Annotated in this window: 15 protein-coding genes; 11 read left to right on the plus strand and 4 right to left on the minus strand. The window is 45.6% G+C overall.

What is annotated here, in order from left to right; genetic code table 11:
- Positions 1-111: 111 nt before the first annotated feature.
- Positions 112-1740, plus strand: coding sequence for a glycoside hydrolase family 32 protein (locus AC55NX_RS05490; protein ID WP_496994835.1), 1629 nt, complete (start codon positions 112-114; stop codon positions 1738-1740).
- Between the two features lie 56 nt (positions 1741-1796).
- Here AC55NX_RS05490 and cscK read toward each other — a convergent pair whose 3' ends face one another.
- Positions 1797-2720, minus strand: a complete 924-nt coding sequence (cscK, locus tag AC55NX_RS05495; RefSeq protein ID WP_496994836.1) for a fructokinase — start codon at positions 2718-2720, stop codon at positions 1797-1799.
- A 513-nt stretch (positions 2721-3233) separates the two neighbouring features.
- Between cscK and AC55NX_RS05500 the strand changes: the two genes are divergently transcribed.
- Positions 3234-4181 (plus strand): glutathione S-transferase family protein, encoded by a 948-nt coding sequence (locus tag AC55NX_RS05500; protein WP_496994837.1) that lies wholly within the window; start codon positions 3234-3236, stop codon positions 4179-4181.
- 108 nt (positions 4182-4289) lie between these two features.
- Here AC55NX_RS05500 and pta read toward each other — a convergent pair whose 3' ends face one another.
- Both pta and AC55NX_RS05510 read right to left on the minus strand, forming a co-directional pair.
- The gene (gene pta / locus AC55NX_RS05505) at positions 4290-6428 is read right to left on the minus strand and encodes a phosphate acetyltransferase (RefSeq protein ID WP_496994838.1); all 2139 of its coding nucleotides are present in this window, start codon (positions 6426-6428) and stop codon (positions 4290-4292) included.
- Between the two features lie 133 nt (positions 6429-6561).
- Complete coding sequence (locus AC55NX_RS05510; RefSeq protein WP_496994839.1) at positions 6562-7758, minus strand: acetate kinase; 1197 nt, start codon at positions 7756-7758, stop codon at positions 6562-6564.
- Positions 7759-8098: 340 nt separating this feature from the next.
- Here AC55NX_RS05510 and yfbV point away from each other — a divergent pair, with 340 nt between their 5' ends.
- The 5 genes from yfbV to AC55NX_RS05535 all read left to right on the plus strand — a co-directional run bounded on the left by yfbV (position 8099) and on the right by AC55NX_RS05535 (position 13222).
- A complete protein-coding gene (gene yfbV, locus AC55NX_RS05515; protein ID WP_038179652.1) occupies positions 8099-8551 on the plus strand; it encodes a terminus macrodomain insulation protein YfbV in 453 nt (150 codons plus the stop codon).
- 279 nt (positions 8552-8830) lie between these two features.
- Positions 8831-9796 carry an ABC transporter substrate-binding protein gene (locus AC55NX_RS05520; RefSeq protein ID WP_496994840.1) on the plus strand — a complete coding sequence of 322 codons (966 nt, stop codon included), beginning with the start codon at positions 8831-8833 and terminating at the stop codon, positions 9794-9796.
- Between the two features lie 61 nt (positions 9797-9857).
- Positions 9858-10754 (plus strand): ABC transporter permease, encoded by an 897-nt coding sequence (locus AC55NX_RS05525; RefSeq protein WP_077333599.1) that lies wholly within the window; start codon positions 9858-9860, stop codon positions 10752-10754.
- The gene (locus AC55NX_RS05530) at positions 10751-11545 is read left to right on the plus strand and encodes an ABC transporter ATP-binding protein (RefSeq protein ID WP_077333601.1); all 795 of its coding nucleotides are present in this window, start codon (positions 10751-10753) and stop codon (positions 11543-11545) included. Before AC55NX_RS05525 ends, AC55NX_RS05530 begins: the two co-directional genes overlap by 4 nt.
- Positions 11546-11761: 216 nt before the next feature.
- Entirely contained in the window at positions 11762-13222 is a 1461-nt protein-coding gene (locus AC55NX_RS05535; RefSeq protein ID WP_496994841.1) for a GGDEF domain-containing protein, read from the plus strand.
- Between the two features lie 43 nt (positions 13223-13265).
- Here AC55NX_RS05535 and dusC read toward each other — a convergent pair whose 3' ends face one another.
- A complete protein-coding gene (dusC, locus tag AC55NX_RS05540; RefSeq protein WP_496994842.1) occupies positions 13266-14213 on the minus strand; it encodes a tRNA dihydrouridine(16) synthase DusC in 948 nt (315 codons plus the stop codon).
- A gap of 140 nt (positions 14214-14353) precedes the next feature.
- Between dusC and AC55NX_RS05545 the strand changes: the two genes are divergently transcribed.
- The 4 genes from AC55NX_RS05545 to serS all read left to right on the plus strand — a co-directional run bounded on the left by AC55NX_RS05545 (position 14354) and on the right by serS (position 18632).
- Positions 14354-14971, plus strand: coding sequence for a YecA family protein (locus tag AC55NX_RS05545; protein WP_496994843.1), 618 nt, complete (start codon positions 14354-14356; stop codon positions 14969-14971).
- 151 nt (positions 14972-15122) lie between these two features.
- Positions 15123-15734, plus strand: a complete 612-nt coding sequence (gene lolA, locus AC55NX_RS05550; protein ID WP_496994844.1) for an outer membrane lipoprotein periplasmic chaperone LolA — start codon at positions 15123-15125, stop codon at positions 15732-15734.
- Positions 15735-15813: 79 nt separating this feature from the next.
- Positions 15814-17163, plus strand: coding sequence for a replication-associated recombination protein A (locus AC55NX_RS05555; protein WP_496994845.1), 1350 nt, complete (start codon positions 15814-15816; stop codon positions 17161-17163).
- Between the two features lie 161 nt (positions 17164-17324).
- Positions 17325-18632: a serine--tRNA ligase gene (serS, locus tag AC55NX_RS05560; RefSeq protein WP_496994846.1), complete on the plus strand. Its 1308-nt coding sequence runs from the start codon at positions 17325-17327 to the stop codon at positions 18630-18632.
- The last annotated feature ends 260 nt before the right edge of the window (positions 18633-18892 follow it).

Below are 18892 nucleotides of genomic sequence, written 5' to 3' on the forward strand. Positions count from 1 at the left end.
CCAACGTTCACATAATATGAATTTGGTATGACCAATGAGTCGCGTTCTCTTGCATTTTTCGAATAGATCTATATTTTGAGAACGTTCCCAGAAATATAGGATTATCGATACATGTGCTTAGAAGACCTCATCGAGTTGGCTGGCGGAGTCAGTAATATCTACCGGGCTCTGTTGCCACAACATCATGTTTCTCTTGCTGTCCGAAATCCGGATGCAATTAAGGACTTGCCAACTGATGTCGTTCTTGAAAAAGTCTTAGAAGAATGGCATCTCACCGCTCTATCTAATGAGACCGTGAATGAAGAGGCTTTATTCCGTCTGGGAAGATCCATCGAAGCTCATCAAAGGACACAACTGATTGATTTGGCACAACCGGTTGCCTGTCATTATCGGCCGTCTTGGCATATCGCTCCCCCTCGCGGGTTATTAAATGACCCAAATGGATTTATCTTCCATGACGGGCAGTACCATTTATTTTATCAGTGGTCTCCGGTTGGTTGTGCTCATACGGATAAGTATTGGGTTCATACGCTGAGTGACGACTTACTGAATTGGCGATGGGATGATGTGGCACTGACACCGTCAGACTGGTTTGATAGTCATGGCGTTTATTCTGGCCATGCAGTCAGTCTGGATCAGGAGTTAATGGTATTTTACACGGGTAATGTCAGGCTGGGCGAAGAACGTTATCGTCAAACAATGCAGTGTGCTGCGATCTCACAAGCGGGAAAACCGCTGCATAAAATTGGTCCTGTGATTCGGGAATTACCACCGGGTGTAACTGAGCACACACGAGATCCGAAGGTGATTTACCGAAATGGTAAGTGGATGATGTTTCTCGGAACACAAACCACAGCAATGCAAGGTCGTTTAGCGGTCTACCATTCCGAAGATCTCCGTGATTGGCAGTTTGATAATCTGTATGGTCATGAACTTGGTGATTTTGGTTATATGTGGGAATGCCCGGACATTTTCAGTTTGAATGGCCAAGATTGTTTTGTCTTTGCACCGCAAGGTATTCAATCCGAAAGTGCACTGAATACAGTGCCGCACCAGAATCGAATCGCTCAGGTGTCATTCAATGAGCAAGATGAAATCTCAATTTCGAAATTGCAGGTTCTCGATTATGGTTTTGATTTTTATGCACCGCAGAGTATGGAGACGCCAGATGGCCGTCGAGTGATGTGTGGTTGGATGGGGTTACCGGATGAATTAAAGCATCCGACTTGTCGTTCTGGTTGGATTCACCAGCTCACTGCATTGCGTGAACTTGAATTCGTCGGTGGCAAGATTGTCCAGCATCCGTTACGGGAATTAGCAGACCTGCGGGGCGAATTACGTGATATCCGGTTAGACAATGATACTGTCGATCTCAATACCAAAACGTTTGAACTGTTTGCAGAACTCGAGTGGGGCAGCCGGCTTCGTTTATTTGAAGATGAGCAGTACTATGTTGAGATTTATCTTGATCCGATTAAACATCGTTTACTGCTTGATCGTACAAATACTCAGATTGAAGAGGGGGATACTGTTCGTGAAGTTGAACTATCCTCCGGTAGCGTTGCGTTGCAGATTTTGGCTGATAATTCGTCACTGGAAATATTCATCAATCATGGAGAAGCCGTGATGACGGCCCGGATCTTTACGCCCGAGTCAGCCACACGACTGTCCGTAAAAGATGCCACAGTGAATTTACAGGTTTACGAACTTCATGCGCCAGCAGCGCCTTACCGTTCATAGCATCTTGTTAGGGACGGGTGAAGCAGTAGCTTCACCCGTTTTTTATCTGAAGTACATTAACCGGTAATGAGTTCGAGTAATTTATGGCGATGAGGCAGAGCGGTCATTGCCCCTTTTTGTGTGGTTGCCAGACCTCCGCAGCAATTACCCCATGTCACCGCATCAATGATCGTTGCTCGGTTTTTCCATTGTTCAAATTCAGATAAACGGCAGAGCATACCACCAACGAATGCATCGCCCGCCCCAGTGGTATCAACGACATTGACTTGACGACTCGGTACTTTGAGTTGTTCACCTTGACTGACAACAAGTGTGCCTTCAGCACCTAATGTGATGACAATCAAAGGGATAGAGAATTCAGCCAACATTTCCAAACCGGCTTCAATCGTTTCAGTCCCCGTCAGTAAAGTCAGTTCTTCTGCGGAGAATTTGACTACATCCGCATGACGAACCACTTGCATCACGGTGGGAATCATCTCTTCAGGATTTGACCAGACTTCTTCTCTCAGATTTGGATCAAAACTGAATGAGCCGCCAGCTTGTTTGATCTGTTGAATCGCTGTGAGTGTTGAACTTCGACTGGGTTCGTTTGCCAGCGCAATAGAGCACACATGCAACCACTCATTGGGTTGAAAATGCGGGATATCATCAGTGGTTAAAAATTGATCGGCACTCGGTTTTACCATAAATGTAAAACTACGTTCACCGTGATCATCTAAATCAACGACGACTGTGGAAGTTCGCTGCGCTTTATCAAGAGATAAATAATCGGTATTGACCGATTCTTCAGTCAATGTTTGTTGCATAAATTTACCCATCGGGTCAAAACCGACGCGACCAAAAAATGCACTTTTTCCACCTAAACGAGCAATAGCAACAGCGACATTTGCTGGTGCACCTCCCGGGCATCTTAAATAATGAGATTCTCCGTCAGGGATTAAATCAACGACAGCATCTCCGGTTAACCATATCGTATTCACTGTGATGTCTCCTGTGTATTTTTCGATAATTATTTTACCTGAATATATCAATTTTATCACGTATTATTATGACAATGATATCATTATATTATTCATAATTATCAATATCTTGTAGTGGCTTTACAGTGTTGTCTGGATACCTTGTCCGCTCGTTTGTTTAGCAAATGCTCAGAGCAGTGCCAAGGTTATTTCTATGGATAGTTTAGTTGGGTTTTCTAATTGTTTAATCATTATTTTATTACTTTTATATGTGATTTTTTATTATTATCATGCCATTTTAAATCAGTATTTTTATATTTAATTGTGCTGTTTAATCTATTATTTCATGTGTTTTTAAGTGATGTGATTAATATGCTTATATGATTAATGGTTTATTTTTCATTCATATTATGGACATGTAAGCAGTCATATATTGGGTTATTCGAATTATTTGAATATGAAAGCCAGAGATGGTGAGTGTTGAATCTGGTTGTATTTTCCTATAATCCACTTACACAGAGATAAGGGGGATTTATGGGAAAGCTTATTGAAGGTACATGGCATGATGTTTGGTACGATACAAAGAGCCAGCAAGGGCGTTTTGTTCGTGAGGACGCAGGGTTTCGTCATTGGGTCAGGCATGATCCTGATGCCGCGTTTCAGCCAGAATCCGGACGTTACCATCTCTATGTCTCTCTTGCTTGCCCGTGGGCTCATCGCACCCTGATTTTCCGTCAGCTGAAAGCGTTGAATGACCATATTGATGTCACGATTGTCTGTCCGGATATGATGTCTGAAGGGTGGACATTCGGGATTCCTGAGCCGTTATTCGGTCATACCCGTCTTCATCAGATCTATACGCGGGCAAAACCGGATTATACCGGTCGGGTCACTGTTCCTGTGCTTTGGGATAAAAAGACCAATACTATTGTGAGTAATGAGTCGTCTGAGATTATCCGGATGTTTAATAGTGAATTTAACCACCTGACGGGGAATTCGCTGGATTTCTATCCTAAAGCATTACAAGCAGCGATTGATCAGTGGAATGACCGAATCTATCCGAATGTGAATAATGGTGTCTACCGCTGTGGATTTGCGACCACTCAAGATGCTTATGAAGAAGCATATGAATTGTTATTTGATGAATTGGATAAGATCGATGCACATCTTGCCGGTAGCCGTTATCTGGTTGGTAACCAATTGACCGAAGCCGATTGGCGGTTATTTACCACATTGATTCGTTTTGATGCTGTCTATGTCGGACATTTCAAATGTAATAAAAGACGCATTGCAGATTACAAGCATTTATCCGGTTATCTGAGAGAGTTGTACCAAGTACCGGGTATCCAAGACACGACAGATTTTTATCATATTAAGCGGCACTATTACTTCAGCCATACAGGGATTAATCCGACTCAGGTGGTTCCCGTTGGTCCTGAGTTGGATCTGCTTTCTCCACATGGCAGAACGCATCTCATTTAAGGGCAGCATCGATCACTGGCTCGTATGAATGTGGCATGAATGGTTATGTAAAAAGCCCTCACTTCATTTTGAAGTGAGGGCTTTTGTTTTACGAATCAGAGATTATTTCTACTCTTGGCTTGCCTGAATTGCTGTCAGAGCGATGGTGTAAACAATATCGTCTACCAGTGCACCCCGAGACAGATCGTTGACAGGTTTACGCATTCCTTGCAGCATTGGACCGATAGAGACCAGATCCGCAGAGCGCTGTACTGCTTTGTAGGTGGTATTACCGGTGTTCAGATCGGGGAAAACAAATACTGTTGCTTTACCGGCAACCGGTGAGTTCGGTGCTTTCGAGGCGGCAACGTTTTCCATGATTGCGGCATCGTACTGAAGCGGACCATCAATGATTAAATCAGGCCGTTTTTCTTGTGCGATGCGAGTTGCTTCACGAACTTTATCAACATCCGCACCCTGACCAGAAGTTCCTGTCGAGTAAGAAATCATTGCGACACGTGGCTCAATACCGAACGCAGCGGCTGAATCAGCGGATTGAATGGCAATTTCAGCCAGTTGTTCTGAATTTGGATCCGGGTTGATGGCACAGTCGCCATAAACCAGAACCTGATCCGGAAGCAACATGAAGAAAATTGAAGACACGAGCGAAGCATTCGGTGCAGTCTTAATCAACTGAAGTGGTGGGCGGATGGTATTAGCCGTTGTATGTACAGCTCCGGAAACCAAGCCGTCAACTTCACCTTTCTCCAGCATCATTGTTCCGAGAACCACAGTATCTTGCAGTTGTTCTCTGGCGACTACTTCGGTCATGCCTTTGTTCTTACGCAGTTCAACCAGACGCTCGACATACTGTTCACGCGCATCACTCGGGTTGATGATAGTGATACCTGTACCCAACTCAACACCTTGTTGGATGGCGACGCGCTTGATCTCTTCCGGGTTACCCAGCAGAACACACTCTGCAATGCCGCGCTCAGCACAAATAGATGCTGCTTTGACGGTGCGAGGTTCATCACCTTCAGGCAGCACAATGCGTTTGTTCGCACGACGTGCAAATTCGGTGAGCTGATAACGGAAAGCTGGCGGGCTGAGACGACGAATACCTTGTGTGCCTTCAGTCAGGGAATCGATCCATGGTCCGTCGATATGGCTGGCAACATGTTCATTGACGAATTCGATCCGTTCTTTGTCATCTGCCGGTACTTCGAGGCTGAAACTCTGTAAGTTCAGCGACGTTTGCCAAGTGTTACCCTGCGCTTTAAAGATCGGCAGGCCTGATTCAAATGCCGGACGACACAGATTCATGATCGTCTCTGGCATATCATAACCACCAGTCAGGAGAACAGCGCCGATATCAACCCCGTTCATGGCAGCCAATGCTGCTGCAACCATCACGTCAGGGCGATCTGCTGACGTCACCAGTAGCGAGCCGGGTTTGAAATGCTCAATCATATTCGGTAGTGAGCGGGCACAGAACGTAATACTTCTGATCCGGCGTGTGTTGATTTCACCTTCGTTAATGATTTCTGCATTCAGGTGTTTTGCCATATCAATGGCACGTGTTGCAATCAGATCAATACGCCATGGTACGCAACCCAGCACTCGAATCGGACTGGAGTTGAAGATTTGCATGACTTCAAGATTAGTCTGTTTTGCTTGGTCACTATCATCAAAAATTTCAGACAAATCTGGTCGGGTGCGGCCGTCTTCATCAACAGGAGCATTGAGTTTGTTAATGATAACACCAGAAATGTTGTTATTCTTCGTGCCACCGAAGTTTGAACAGGCGACTTCAATCCGTTCTTTCAACTGTGTTGGATTGTTTGTTCCCGGAGTGGCGACAAAGACAATTTCAGCACCAAGGGTTTTGGCAACTTCTGCATTGACTTGATTGGCGAACGGATGTTTCCGTGTTGGGACAAGACCTTCTATCAGAGTGACTTCGGAATCCTTGTTCACTTGATTGTATCTTTCCACGATGGTCTCAAGGAGAACATCCATCTGTTCACTACCAATCAGTGTCTCAACCTTTGACATCTGCATGGGTTCAGCGATTTTGATATCGCTGCTTGAACTTAAAATTGCTGAAGTCAGATCCGGTTGGTCTCCGCCGTGACGAGGCTGGGCTATTGGCTTGAAAAAAGAGACCTTAACACCTTTGCGCTCCATCGCGCGGATTACCCCAAGACTGACACTGGTTAAACCAACACCGGCACTGATAGGGATCAGCATAATAGTACGAGACATGAGTAGAGTACCTTTAGCTATCGATTGCAATACAAATGAAAATTTGCTTGCAGAAAGGAACAAAGCTTAACGGATAGAAATTGTTAAGCCCCAGAACAAAACTGGCTAACTCATCGAGTTAGCCAGTGTGTCATTACAGACCTGCGAGTTTTGCAGTGTCTTCAGCGATGACCAACTCTTCATTGGTAGAGATGACCATGGCAGGAATTCGACTATCTTCAGTCGTGATTGTACCTTCACCACCGAAGCGGGCTTTCAGGTTTGCTTCTTGGTTCACCTGAATACCGAAAATACTTAAACGATTCAACACCATCTCACGAATAGGCGCTGAGTTTTCACCGATACCACCGGTAAATACGATGGCGTCTAAACGACCATCCATACTTGCGGTGTAACCTGCAACGTATTTTGCCAGACGATGGCAGAATACATCCATTGCACGTGTTGCATCTTCTTTTGTGCCGTAGTTATCTTCAACGTAACGGCAGTCAGAAGTGACTTCAGTCAGACCTTGTAACCCGGACTCTTTCGTCAGCATGGTGTTGATATCTTTCACTGAGTAGCCGAGCGCATCATGCAAATGGAAGATAATGGCCGGGTCGATATCACCACAACGTGTGCCCATCACAAGACCTTCCAGTGGAGTCAGACCCATAGAAGTATCGACGGATTGACCGTTTTTGATCGCACAAACAGAAGCACCATTACCTAAGTGGCAGTTGATGATGTTCAGTTGATTTGTCTGTTTACCCAAACGCTCCGCAGCTTCACGCGCGATAAACAGGTGAGATGTGCCGTGCATTCCATAGCGACGGATGCCGTGCTCTTTATAGAGTTTGTATGGCAGTGCATATAAAAATGCTTCTTCCGGCATCGTCTGATGGAAAGCTGTATCAAATACGGCTACATTTTTCAGACTTGGGAATGCATGCTGTGCGGCTTTAATACCGATAACATGGGCAGGGTTATGCAGCGGTGCAAATGTAGCTGCTTCTTCAATGCCTTTTAAGACAGAATCATCAATCAAAGCAGATTGAGTAAACTGTTCACCGCCATGAACAATTCGGTGACCGATCGCTGCCAGATTGTCTGCCAGTTCAGGTTTAGACGCGAGAATGGTTTCAACGATAAAAGCTAAAGCTTCTTCATGGGCAGCACCATTTCCTAGTTGTGCTTCATGCTTACCATCCAATTTCCATTTGATTCGAGCTTCTGGGAGGTGGAGACATTCAGCAAGACCTGTGAGATGCTCATTACCATTTTCTGCATCAACGATCGCGAACTTAAGAGAAGAACTACCGCAGTTTAAAACTAAAACTAGCTTTGACATGAGTAACTACCTGTATAATCGGTTTAGATAAAAATCGGTTCCAAGAGTAATATGACAAATCGGGTCATAAACTAATCTTGGTCAAACAAACATCAACTTACGTCTACCTATCGTGATTGACTTAAAGGTTACACGTTTTATTATCGCCTAAAGTAAGTTTCAAAGTTGCTTAAATGACAAATCAAGGCAACAATGATAATAAGGCGCGCAAAGGATAGCGATGTTCGGCCATTATAACAAAAAAATTTGAACAAATATTAATTTTGGACAAGATTTTACGGGATTAGTTGAAGATTTCAATTATTCTTATAGTTTGTCTGCCAGTGAGTGAGAAATGCCAATGAGCCATAACGCAGGATTGATCCATAATCTGAGAGATGGGCAAAAGTACATGGATATCTGGCCAATGCGCAAAGAGTTAGCCCCGATGTTCCCTGAGCAACGGATCATTAAAGCGACTCGTTTTGCGGTGAAGGTCATGCCAGCAGTAGCGGCGATTAGTGTGTTGACCCAAATGGTTTTTCACAACATCGGAGCCATGCCCCAAGCGATTGTCATTGCTCTGTTTGCGATCAGTCTTCCCTTACAGGGGATATGGTGGTTAGGCAATCGAGCCAACACACGATTACCACCTTCTCTGGCTGGATGGTATCGCGAGCTACATCAAAAGATTGTCGAGACTGGTTTTGCGTTAGAGCCACTAAAAGCAAAACCCAGATATAAAGAGTTAGCACTAGTACTCAATAAAGCATTTCGCCAGTTGGATAAATCGGCGCTTGATCGCTGGTTTTAATTTCTGCCCATCGACATGTCTTCTATTTCATAGTCTTTTGTTAAAGGCTATGAAATCTATTTAATATTTGCACCCTGCCTGATTGTGATTTATGTATATATCTATCACTATTTATTCTTCTGAGTGAACGAAGGTATAAATCACGCTTCCCTTTACTGTAACTTGCTGGTAATAATGTTGTTCATTGCAGTCTGTAACGCAGTAATAACAAGTCAAATACATTAAACACAACATTAAACACAACATTAAAATTTAATGCCTTAGATTTAAGGAGTCACGATGAAAGCAGGAAAACTTGTAGCAACCGCTGTTCTGGCCGGAGCGGCGCTCATTTCCTCAACCAATATTATGGCAAAAACGGCAAAAGTCGCTGTGTCACAGATCGTTGAACACCCAGCTCTGGATGCGACCCGTCAGGGGCTTTTGGATGGATTAAAAGCGAAAGGATATATTGAAGGAAAAAATCTAGATTTTGAATATAAGACCGCACAAGGAAACCCAGCGATAGCCGTACAGATCGCCAGACAGTTCGTCGGAGAGCGTCCGGATGTTCTGGTCGGTATCGCCACCCCAACTGCTCAGGCTTTAGTTTCCGCAACCCGTTCTATTCCAATCGTTTTTACTGCGGTCACTGATCCTATTGGTGCGAAGCTGGTTAAAACCATGCAGCATCCGGGAGGAAATGTTACGGGTCTATCCGATTTATCTCCTGTCAAACAGCATGTCGAGCTGATTAAAGAATTGATGCCGAATGTCAAAACCATTGGTGTTGTCTACAATCCCGGAGAAGCGAATGCTGTCAGTTTGATCGATCTTCTCAAGCAGAGTGTCAAAGAAAATGGTCTAAAACTTGTTGAAGCAACGGCCCTGAAAAGCGCCGATGTTCAGTCTGCAACGCAAAGTATTGTTGAGAAATCTGACATTATCTATGCCTTAATCGATAATACGGTTGCCAGTGCCATTGAAGGGATGATTGTAGCTGCCAATCAGGCGAAAACGCCTGTTTTTGGCGCTGCAACCTCCTATGTTGATCGCGGCGCGATTGCAAGCCTTGGCTTTGATTACTATCAAATTGGTATGCAGACAGCTAATTATGTCGCTGAGATTCTGAACGGCAAAAAGCCGGGTGATATTGATGTCACTGTCGCAAAAGGCTCAGATCTGGTGGTGAATAAAACTGTTGCAGATAAGCTGGGCTTCAAGATTCCTCAATCTATTCTGGATCGTGCAACCAGTATTAAATAATCACAACAATAAACGGGCTGGCTGACCAGCCCGAAATGAATAAGCAGAAAGGGAGTACAGAATGTCTGCTTTTGCCTTTTTTGGAGCTCTGGAGATAGGGCTAATTTATGGATTGGTTGCACTTGGGGTTTATTTAACATTTCGAGTGCTTGATTTTCCGGATCTAAGTGTGGATGGCAGTTTTCCGATGGGAGCCGCAGTTGCTGCAACAGCGATTGTCGCAGGGATTAATCCATGGATCGCAACCGGGTTAGCGATGATTGCCGGTGCTATGACTGGTTGGGTGACCGCTTTTCTCACGGTTCGGTTCGGTATCTTAAACTTGCTGGCCTCGATCCTGACTATGATTGCCGCGTTTTCAATCAATATTCGCATTATGGGACGTCCGAATCTGGCGCTGATTGGTGAAGATACGATTTTGACACCATTTGAAGCAATGGGGGATCCCATGTATATCCGTCCGTTGGTTGTTGGTGTGTTGGTATTATTATCCGCTTTCTTTATTATTCGTCTGCTGAATAGTGATTTTGGTCTCGGTCTGCGAGCTACGGGCGTGAATGCACGGATGGTGGCAGCCCAAGGTGGCAGTACCGCATTTTATACTTATTTTGGCTTGGCGCTGTCGAATGGTTTTGTCGGTTTTGCCGGAGCATTATTCGCCCAGACCAACAGTTTTGCTGATGTTACCTCCGGTGTCGGAACCATTGTCGTTGGGTTGGCAGCTGTGATCCTGGGACAAACGTTAATTCCCGGAAGACGCATCTGGGTTGCCGTGGTCGCGGTGATTCTTGGTTCTGTGCTTTACCGTCTTGCTGTTGCATTTGCACTAAGCTCAGGCATGTTTGGTCTGCAAGCTTCGGACTTAAATCTTGTCACGGCTGTATTAGTAGCAATTGCGCTGATCATGCCGCGTATGAAGAAGAAAATGAAAGCTAACCGGGCCGGAGGTGCAGCATGATTCGGCTGGAAAATATACAAGTAACTTTCAACCCGGGAACCATTCTTGAGAACCGTGCTTTGAAAGGCGTTTCTTTGACAGTGCCTGAACATCAGTTTCTGACGGTGATTGGTTCAAATGGTGCCGGGAAATCAACGCTACTGGGCGCTGTGACGGGTGAAACACCGATGGTTGGTGGCAAGGTGTTGATTGATGATATCGATGTGACACGGCGGAGTGTTGATCAGCGTGCTAATTTCTGTGCGCGTGTGTTTCAGGATCCACTCGCGGGAACCTGTGGCTCGCTGACCATCGAGGAAAATATGGCGCTGGCTTACAAGCGCGGGAGCCGTCGCAGTTGGAAACATGCACTCTCTTCCAAACGTCGCCAGCTGTTTCAGGAGCGTATCAGTATTTTGGGATTGGGGCTGGAAGATCGTCTCGGTGACAGCATCGGTCTGTTATCCGGCGGACAGCGGCAGGCCGTGAGTCTGGTAATGGCGACGCTTGCTGAGAGTAAGTTACTCCTATTGGATGAACATACGGCTGCGCTGGATCCACGAATGGCAGCATTTATTATCGACCTAACCAATAAAATTGTGAAAGAGTTCAATCTGACGGTGATGATGGTGACCCATTCGATGAAAGATGCACTGGCTTGTGGTGACCGGACGGTGATGCTCCATCAGGGAGAGATTGTCCTCGATGTCTCCGGAGAGCAGCGGCAACATATGGATGTCCCGGATTTGCTGGATATGTTTTCAAAAGTCAGAGGTGAGACATTGGCTGATGACAGTTTACTCTTGAGTTAAGTCTGTTTTTAGCGATTTCTTAAATGAAAAAGACGTGCAGTGAGCGCGTCTTTTTTCTGTATATCACGATGATTCATCTGATTTCATATAACAAAAATCAATTCTTATTATCTTTTCATATCAAATTTTGATATAAGTCGATGATTTCGAATTTCTATAGTGCTCCTTTGTATTACGCTTAAAGGAACAACTCCACCACTTAGTGTATATCTGTGAATGAAGAAAAATTTTGCTATAAAAGGGCGACTTCTGACCCCACTCGTTTTTGCTTTAGCACTTGTAGGGGTGCTGTTTGAAGGACATATCAGGCAGTTGGAGAGAGAGCTGAGCGAAGAGTACGAAAGAATCGAACGGGAATTATTTCGCGCGTCCAAGATGTTGACCATTTTGGATTATAGTCTGAATAATTACATCAAAGTTCGTCAGTCTCTGATACTGACGCATACGACAACGATTGTAAATGGCGTATGTCATATGCGGCCGAAGTTGGCAGCAACAGATGAAGGGGAAAGCCCCGATGCTCATTTACAGGCACTTGAATACATTATTGTTGGTGATAAAACCCTGTGCGACAGAAATAGCCCGCTCCATCATGAAGTGGGATTCAAAATTGCACTGGCGCCGGTGATTTCATTGCTGCATGATTTGGATGAGTATCTGATTGGTGTTCATTATATAGATCCATCGGGTTATATCATTTCTTCTCCTGACACACTGTCGGTTAATGTGACGACAGATGTGCTCGAACAGATTCAATCTCCAAACTGGGATGTGTATCAGAATCTGGGCGAAGAACAACTGATTCAAATTCGGGGACCGATGGTACTTCAGGAACTGCAATCAATTGAACGCCTCGTTTCTTTGATGTTGCCGGTTTACTCAAATCATCAGTTCGAAGGGGTGATTTCACTGAATATCATGCTGGATAAGCTATTGAACACTAACCAGCGTCTTGCGGGTAAGCTTCATTTTATGGATACGCAGAAAGAGTCGTTACCAACAAGTGCTTTCCAGCCTTATTTGCTTCAGGATGCGGGAATCTCATTTCATCATGTTATTTATTACGATATGGATTGGGGGCATGAGCTCTATCAGTTTGTCATTCTGAAGCGAAATACATTAGTGCTTATCTCCGTGATGTACATATTAGCTGTGGTGTTCTTCCTGTTTATGAATACCCGTCATGCGAAAAGTTATTACGAAGGGCTTGCTGTGCGCGACCCATTGACCGGTCTACGCAATCGGCGTGGATTTGAAGCCTTTCTTGAACATACACCGCATCAGTCTTATGTCGCGATTGCGATGTTTGATATTGATAATTTTAAAGCGATCAATGATCACTTTGGTCATGATATTGGGGATGAGGTCATCCGCTATGTCGGTGACCAGATTCGATGCCATATCCGTGCGACCGATACGGTTGCCCGTTATGGTGGCGAAGAATTTGTTTTGTATTTAACTGCAGAACGTGAAAGTCATCTCAGAAGGACATTACTCCGCGTCAAAGAAGCTCTGAATGAAGAGTCTGAGATGGTTGTGGAAGGTGGTTTTACGATCTCTGGTGGGGTCGAGATTGTGGCTTGTGGTGAGCTGAATGAGATTGATGCAATCTTGAAATCAGCCGATGAAAAATTATACATAGCAAAAAAGAGCGGCAAGAATCAGCTGATTTTCTAAGGTTGTTGATCGTTGCAGAATCAAAGCAAGCTTACATTCATTCCTACTGCTGTTCGGATTGATAATGTTTAATCCGTTCAACAATTGGTTCTACGGCTGTCAGCGTCCGGATCTCCCGGAATAAGGCATTTGCTTGAGGGTAAGCTTGGCGTAGGTAAGAAAACCACTGTTTGACGCGGTTTGGATAGTATTTGCTTTTGTCACCATTTACCTCACAGCGAGAATAAACCAGCAAGAGCTCAACGATTTCGGACCAAGAGAGCGGGGCATGACTGTATTTGATCATGTTACCCAAATTCGGGCGATTTAATGCCCCACGACAAATCATCAGGCTTTCAACGCCTGTCACATCAATACACCGCTGTGCATCGGCCGCATCCCATATTTCACCGTTGGCAATTAATGGCAAACGGGTTTTTTGGCGAATCTGCTGGATATATTCCCACTTGATTTCACTGGCTTTGTAACCACCGGCTTTGGTACGAGCATGAACTGTTAGCTCGTTTGCTCCTGCCTGCTCTATGGCATCGACGATTTCAAAGCAGTCTTGCGGGTTTTCTAGTCCTAAGCGGATTTTTGCTGAAACGGGGATTTCCCCGGGTACGGCTTCCCGGCAGGCTTTGACGACCTGATAAATTAATTCCGGAAATTCCAGAAGTGCTGCGCCACCTTTGCTTTTGTTTACAGTTTTTGCCGGACAGCCGAAATTCAGATCGATACCATGTGCCCCGAGTTCTGCGGCAAACGCAGCATTTTCTGCCATCCAGTCCGGATCTTGTCCGAGTAATTGAATATTCACGGGAACCCCTGAACGGGTGCGGGAGCCGTGGTGTAGTTCGGGACAGAGGCGATAGTAGACGTGTTTAGGCAGCAACTGATGGACAACCCGGACAAACTCCGTCACACACAGGTCATAATCATTCATGTCTGTCAGTATTTCTCGCATCAGATGATCGAGAACACCCTCCATCGGGCCCAGAACAATACGCATAAATTTCCGCTCTTTTATCAGGACGCGCGATTGTAATTGGCTCGGTCGCAAATGTCACGCCAGAATCTTTCTGCTGCGTGTCATTGATTTACGTTCTGGGTATAATGGCCAATGACTGAAAAACAGGAACAACATATATCATGACTTATCAATTGCTGAATGTAACTGAGCTTCTGACTGACGAGTCGCCATTACTGATTGAAGGGGCAGTTCTGGCAGCCAATATGGCTTGTCAGCCGTTGGAAGCTCATTTATGGATGTCTCATCTGGTGACTGAACTCACAGACACAGCAGAGCAAGCTTTAACGGCTCATTATCAACAGCAGTATTCAGCATTACTGGCCCGGCAGTACACCGTTGGTGACTTTCTGGATGTGACTGACCGCGAAGCATTGGCTGAGTTTGCGTCAGGGTTTATGGGAGTCTGGCCTTTAGTGGAGCCCCACTGGCAACGTGTCGCTGTATCTGACGGCACACAAAGAATGTTACAAGGGTTGTTGACGACGCTGATGTTAGCGATTGATGAAGCAGAGACCCGTCAGCAGATGAAAGAGGCCGGCGTTGACGCACCGCCTTATCTGACAGATATGGTTGAACATCTGAATATGATGATTCATGAAGTGGCTTGTGCAGCGGATGAACAGCAAAGTGGTGCTCGGTCACATCGCGTCAACCCGTATAAAACAGTCGGTAGAAATGACCCTTGTCCGTGCGGCAGCGGTAAAAAATTTAAACAGTGTTGCTTGCAAATGAAGTGACTGCAATTGAGCGTGATTGGTGGTCGGTTGGATCATCGCACCGCATTTTTTCCGATTGATATATTTTTTCGACATATACATGACAAACAGCCGAAAATAATGGTCTATATCCATCAATAACAATTCACATTTGTTCAGCAACGGAGAACACATGAAAAAACTGGTTGCCTTCTTTCTATTGATATCAATGGCCTGTAGCTTTTCAGCACTGGCGGATCCGAAGGATGAATTAAGTGCGAGGCTTGCGTTAAATGAGGGATTCAGTGCTCATTTTCAACAGCAGGTTGTCAGCCCGGATGGGGAAGTGGTTTCTCAGGGAGAAGGGAAAGTGGATATTGCTCGTCCGAGTCTGTTTCGTTGGGAGACCGTCACACCGGATGAGAACCTGCTGGTCTCTGATGGTACAACCGTTTGGTATTACAATCCTTTTGTTGAGCAGGTGTCTGTCTATAATCAGTCTCAGGCAACCGAGCAGACACCGTTTGTGTTGTTGACGAGAAACCGAAAACAGGATTGGGAACATTATCGTGTTTCACAGCAAGGAGATGATTTTACACTGGTGCCGACGGCAACAGACAGCAGACAAGGCGAGTTTCATATTCGAATTGATCAACAAGGTGTTGTGAAAGGATTCGATGTGATTGAACAGGATGGACAGAAGAGTTTATTCTCGTTTCAGAATATCACACTGAAACGGCCGGACAATCATCTGTTCCAGTTCAAAATTCCTGCGGGTGTAGAAGTGGATGACCAGCGGCAGTAGTTTCAAATAAGTTGTTCCAAAAAGAACGGTAGGTTCAAAAAAGAACAGTCGCTTCAAAGCATGACGGATAAGCATCATTGTGGATAACTATAGTTTGGATTTTTCAGGGGATGAAGATTTTCGTCCGCTTGCAGCAAAGATGAGACCCCAGCGGATCGAGCAATATATTGGTCAGCAACATATTCTCGGCCCGGGAAAGCCCCTGCGCAGAGCGCTGGAAAGCGGCCATCTACACTCGATGATTCTCTGGGGACCTCCGGGAACCGGCAAGACCACATTAGCTGAATTGGCAGCAAACTATGCCAATGCGCGTGTAGAGCGAGTATCTGCAGTCACCTCCGGGGTGAAAGATATTCGCGCTGCGATTGAGCGTGCCCGGGAAAATCAACTGGCAGGTTTCCGTACCATTTTGTTCGTGGATGAAGTGCATCGGTTTAATAAATCGCAACAGGATGCTTTTTTGCCGCATATTGAAGATGGCACGATCACCTTTATCGGTGCGACGACCGAGAACCCTTCATTTGAGCTCAATAACGCACTGCTCTCCCGAGCGCGGGTGTATAAGCTGACCTCACTCAATACACAGGATATTACCGATGCCTTGCGACAGGCGGTGACTGATGAGGCGAGAGGATTTGGTGGGATTGCCGCTGATTTTAAGGATCAGGTATTAGACCGTCTGGCAGAATTGGTTCAGGGGGATGCGCGGATGGCGCTGAACTATCTGGAATTGTTATATGACATGGCCGATGAAGATACGACGGGAAGAAAGGTTATCGATTTGTCCTTGCTGGCGGAAGTGGCGGGGGAAAAAGTTGCTCGTTTCGATAATAAGGGTGACATATGGTACGACCTGATTTCTGCGGTTCATAAGTCAATTCGCGGTTCAAACCCTGATGGTGCGCTGTACTGGTCTGCACGGATGATCGCAGCTGGCTGCGATCCGCTGTATATTGCCCGTCGTTTACTGGCGATTGCCTCGGAAGATATTGGTAATGCTGATCCAAGGGCAATGCAGGTTGCTTTATCCGCATGGGATTGTTTTACGCGTGTCGGCCCGGCAGAAGGCGAAAGAGCGATAGCACAAGCCGTTGTGTATTTGGCATGTGCCCCCAAGAGCAATGCCGTGTACACCGCATGGAAGCAGGCTTTGGCGGACGCCCGTGATGAACCCGAGTATGACGTCCCGTTTCATTTACGCAATGCACCGACAAAATTGATGAAAGACATGGGCTATGGTGATGAATATCGTTATGCGCACGATGAGCCGGGCGCTTATGCTGCCGGAGAACAATATCTCCCTCCGGAAATGGCAGACACCCGCTATTATCATCCTTCAGAAAGAGGCTTGGAAGGGAAGATCAACGAGAAACTCAAATATCTGGCTGAGTTAGACGCAAAAAGCACACGAAAGCGCTATGAAAAATAGCCACTTTTCGTTAATCTCTTATACCCAAATTGCTTCAGGTTATCTGTCAGGCTATCTGTCAGGGGACTGGGCATGTCAATTTTCATGACGTTTTGTGCTGTGACCATCTGATTGGTACAGAACAGAGCGCTTTTTACAACCCATTAAGCATAGGATTAGCAATGCTGGATTCTAAATTACTTCGCACAGAGCTGGATGAAACAGCAGTAAAACTGGCGCGTCGCGGATTTACCCTCGACGTAGAGACCATTCGTCAACTTGAAGAGAAGCGTAAATCGATTCAGGTCGAAGTTGAAAATTTACAATCCACTCGCAACTCCATTTCGAAACAGATCGGTCAACTGATGTCGGCCGGTGATAAAGACGGCGCGGAAGCGATCAAACAGCAAATCGGTTCTCTGGGCAGTGATTTGGACGCCCGTAAAGTCGAACTGGATCAGGTACAGAAACAGCTGGAAGATATTGCATTGTCGGTCCCCAATATTCCTGATGATGCGGTACCGGATGGGCTGGATGAAGAGAGTAATGTTGAAATTTCCCGCTGGGGTGAGCCGAAGCAATATGATTTTGAAGTTAAGGATCATGTTGATTTAGGTGAAATGGGTGACGGCCTGGATTTTGCCAGTGCAACTAAAATTACCGGTGCCCGGTTTATCGTGATGAAAGGCCAGTTTGCTCGTCTGCACCGGGCGATTGCTCAGTTTATGCTTGACCTGCACACGGATTTGCATGGGTATACCGAAATGTATGTCCCTTATCTGGTCAATGCCGATACGCTGTATGGTACAGGGCAACTGCCTAAGTTCGGCAAAGATCTGTTTCATACGGAACCGTTGGTAGAAAAAGTCAGTGATGAAGAGCCGCGTCGCTTGTCGCTGATTCCGACTGCGGAGGTTCCGCTGACGAACTTAGTCCGTGATTCAATTCTGGATGAATCTGAACTGCCGCTGAAGATGACTGCACATACACCGTGTTTCCGCTCTGAGGCGGGCTCTTATGGTCGGGATACCCGCGGCCTGATCCGGATGCACCAGTTTGATAAAGTCGAGCTGGTACAGATTACCCGCCCTGAAGATTCAATGAATGCCTTGGAAGAACTGACGGGTCATGCGGAAAGAGTGCTTCAGTTATTAGAGCTGCCTTACCGTAAAGTGATTCTGTGTGCCGGAGATATGGGCTTTGGGGCACGTAAGACTTACGATCTGGAAGTCTGGGTGCCTGCACAGGAGACTTATCGTGAGATTTCATCTTGTTCAAACATGTGGGATTTTCAGGCACGTCGGATGCAGGCGCGTTTCCGCCGCAAAGGTGAGAAAAAAACCGAGTTGGTGCATACCCTGAATGGCTCCGGTCTTGCCGTTGGCCGGACAATGGTTGCGATTTTGGAAAATAATCAAGAAGCGGATGGGCGTATTGCGATTCCTGAGGTGCTACGCAAGTATATGGGTGGTCTGACTCACATCGGATAAGCATTATTCAACCCTAACATGAATCATAGATGAAAGCCGGGAATCAGATCCCGGCTTTTTTATGCGCTTTGTATATGCAATGAGTGCTCCGTAACAGGGGAGATTCATTGCATGTGAGTACCTGAGCGATGAGCAGGAGATGTCACAAATAGTCACAGTCAACGAAAAATAGAATGGATATACTATTCCTATATATTAATAGGTTCAGGTAATATTCGGGGTTGAGTTATTGATGTTAACTATTTGAAATAAATATAATT

It is taken from the genome of Vibrio rubrogenes, from assembly GCF_059641415.1.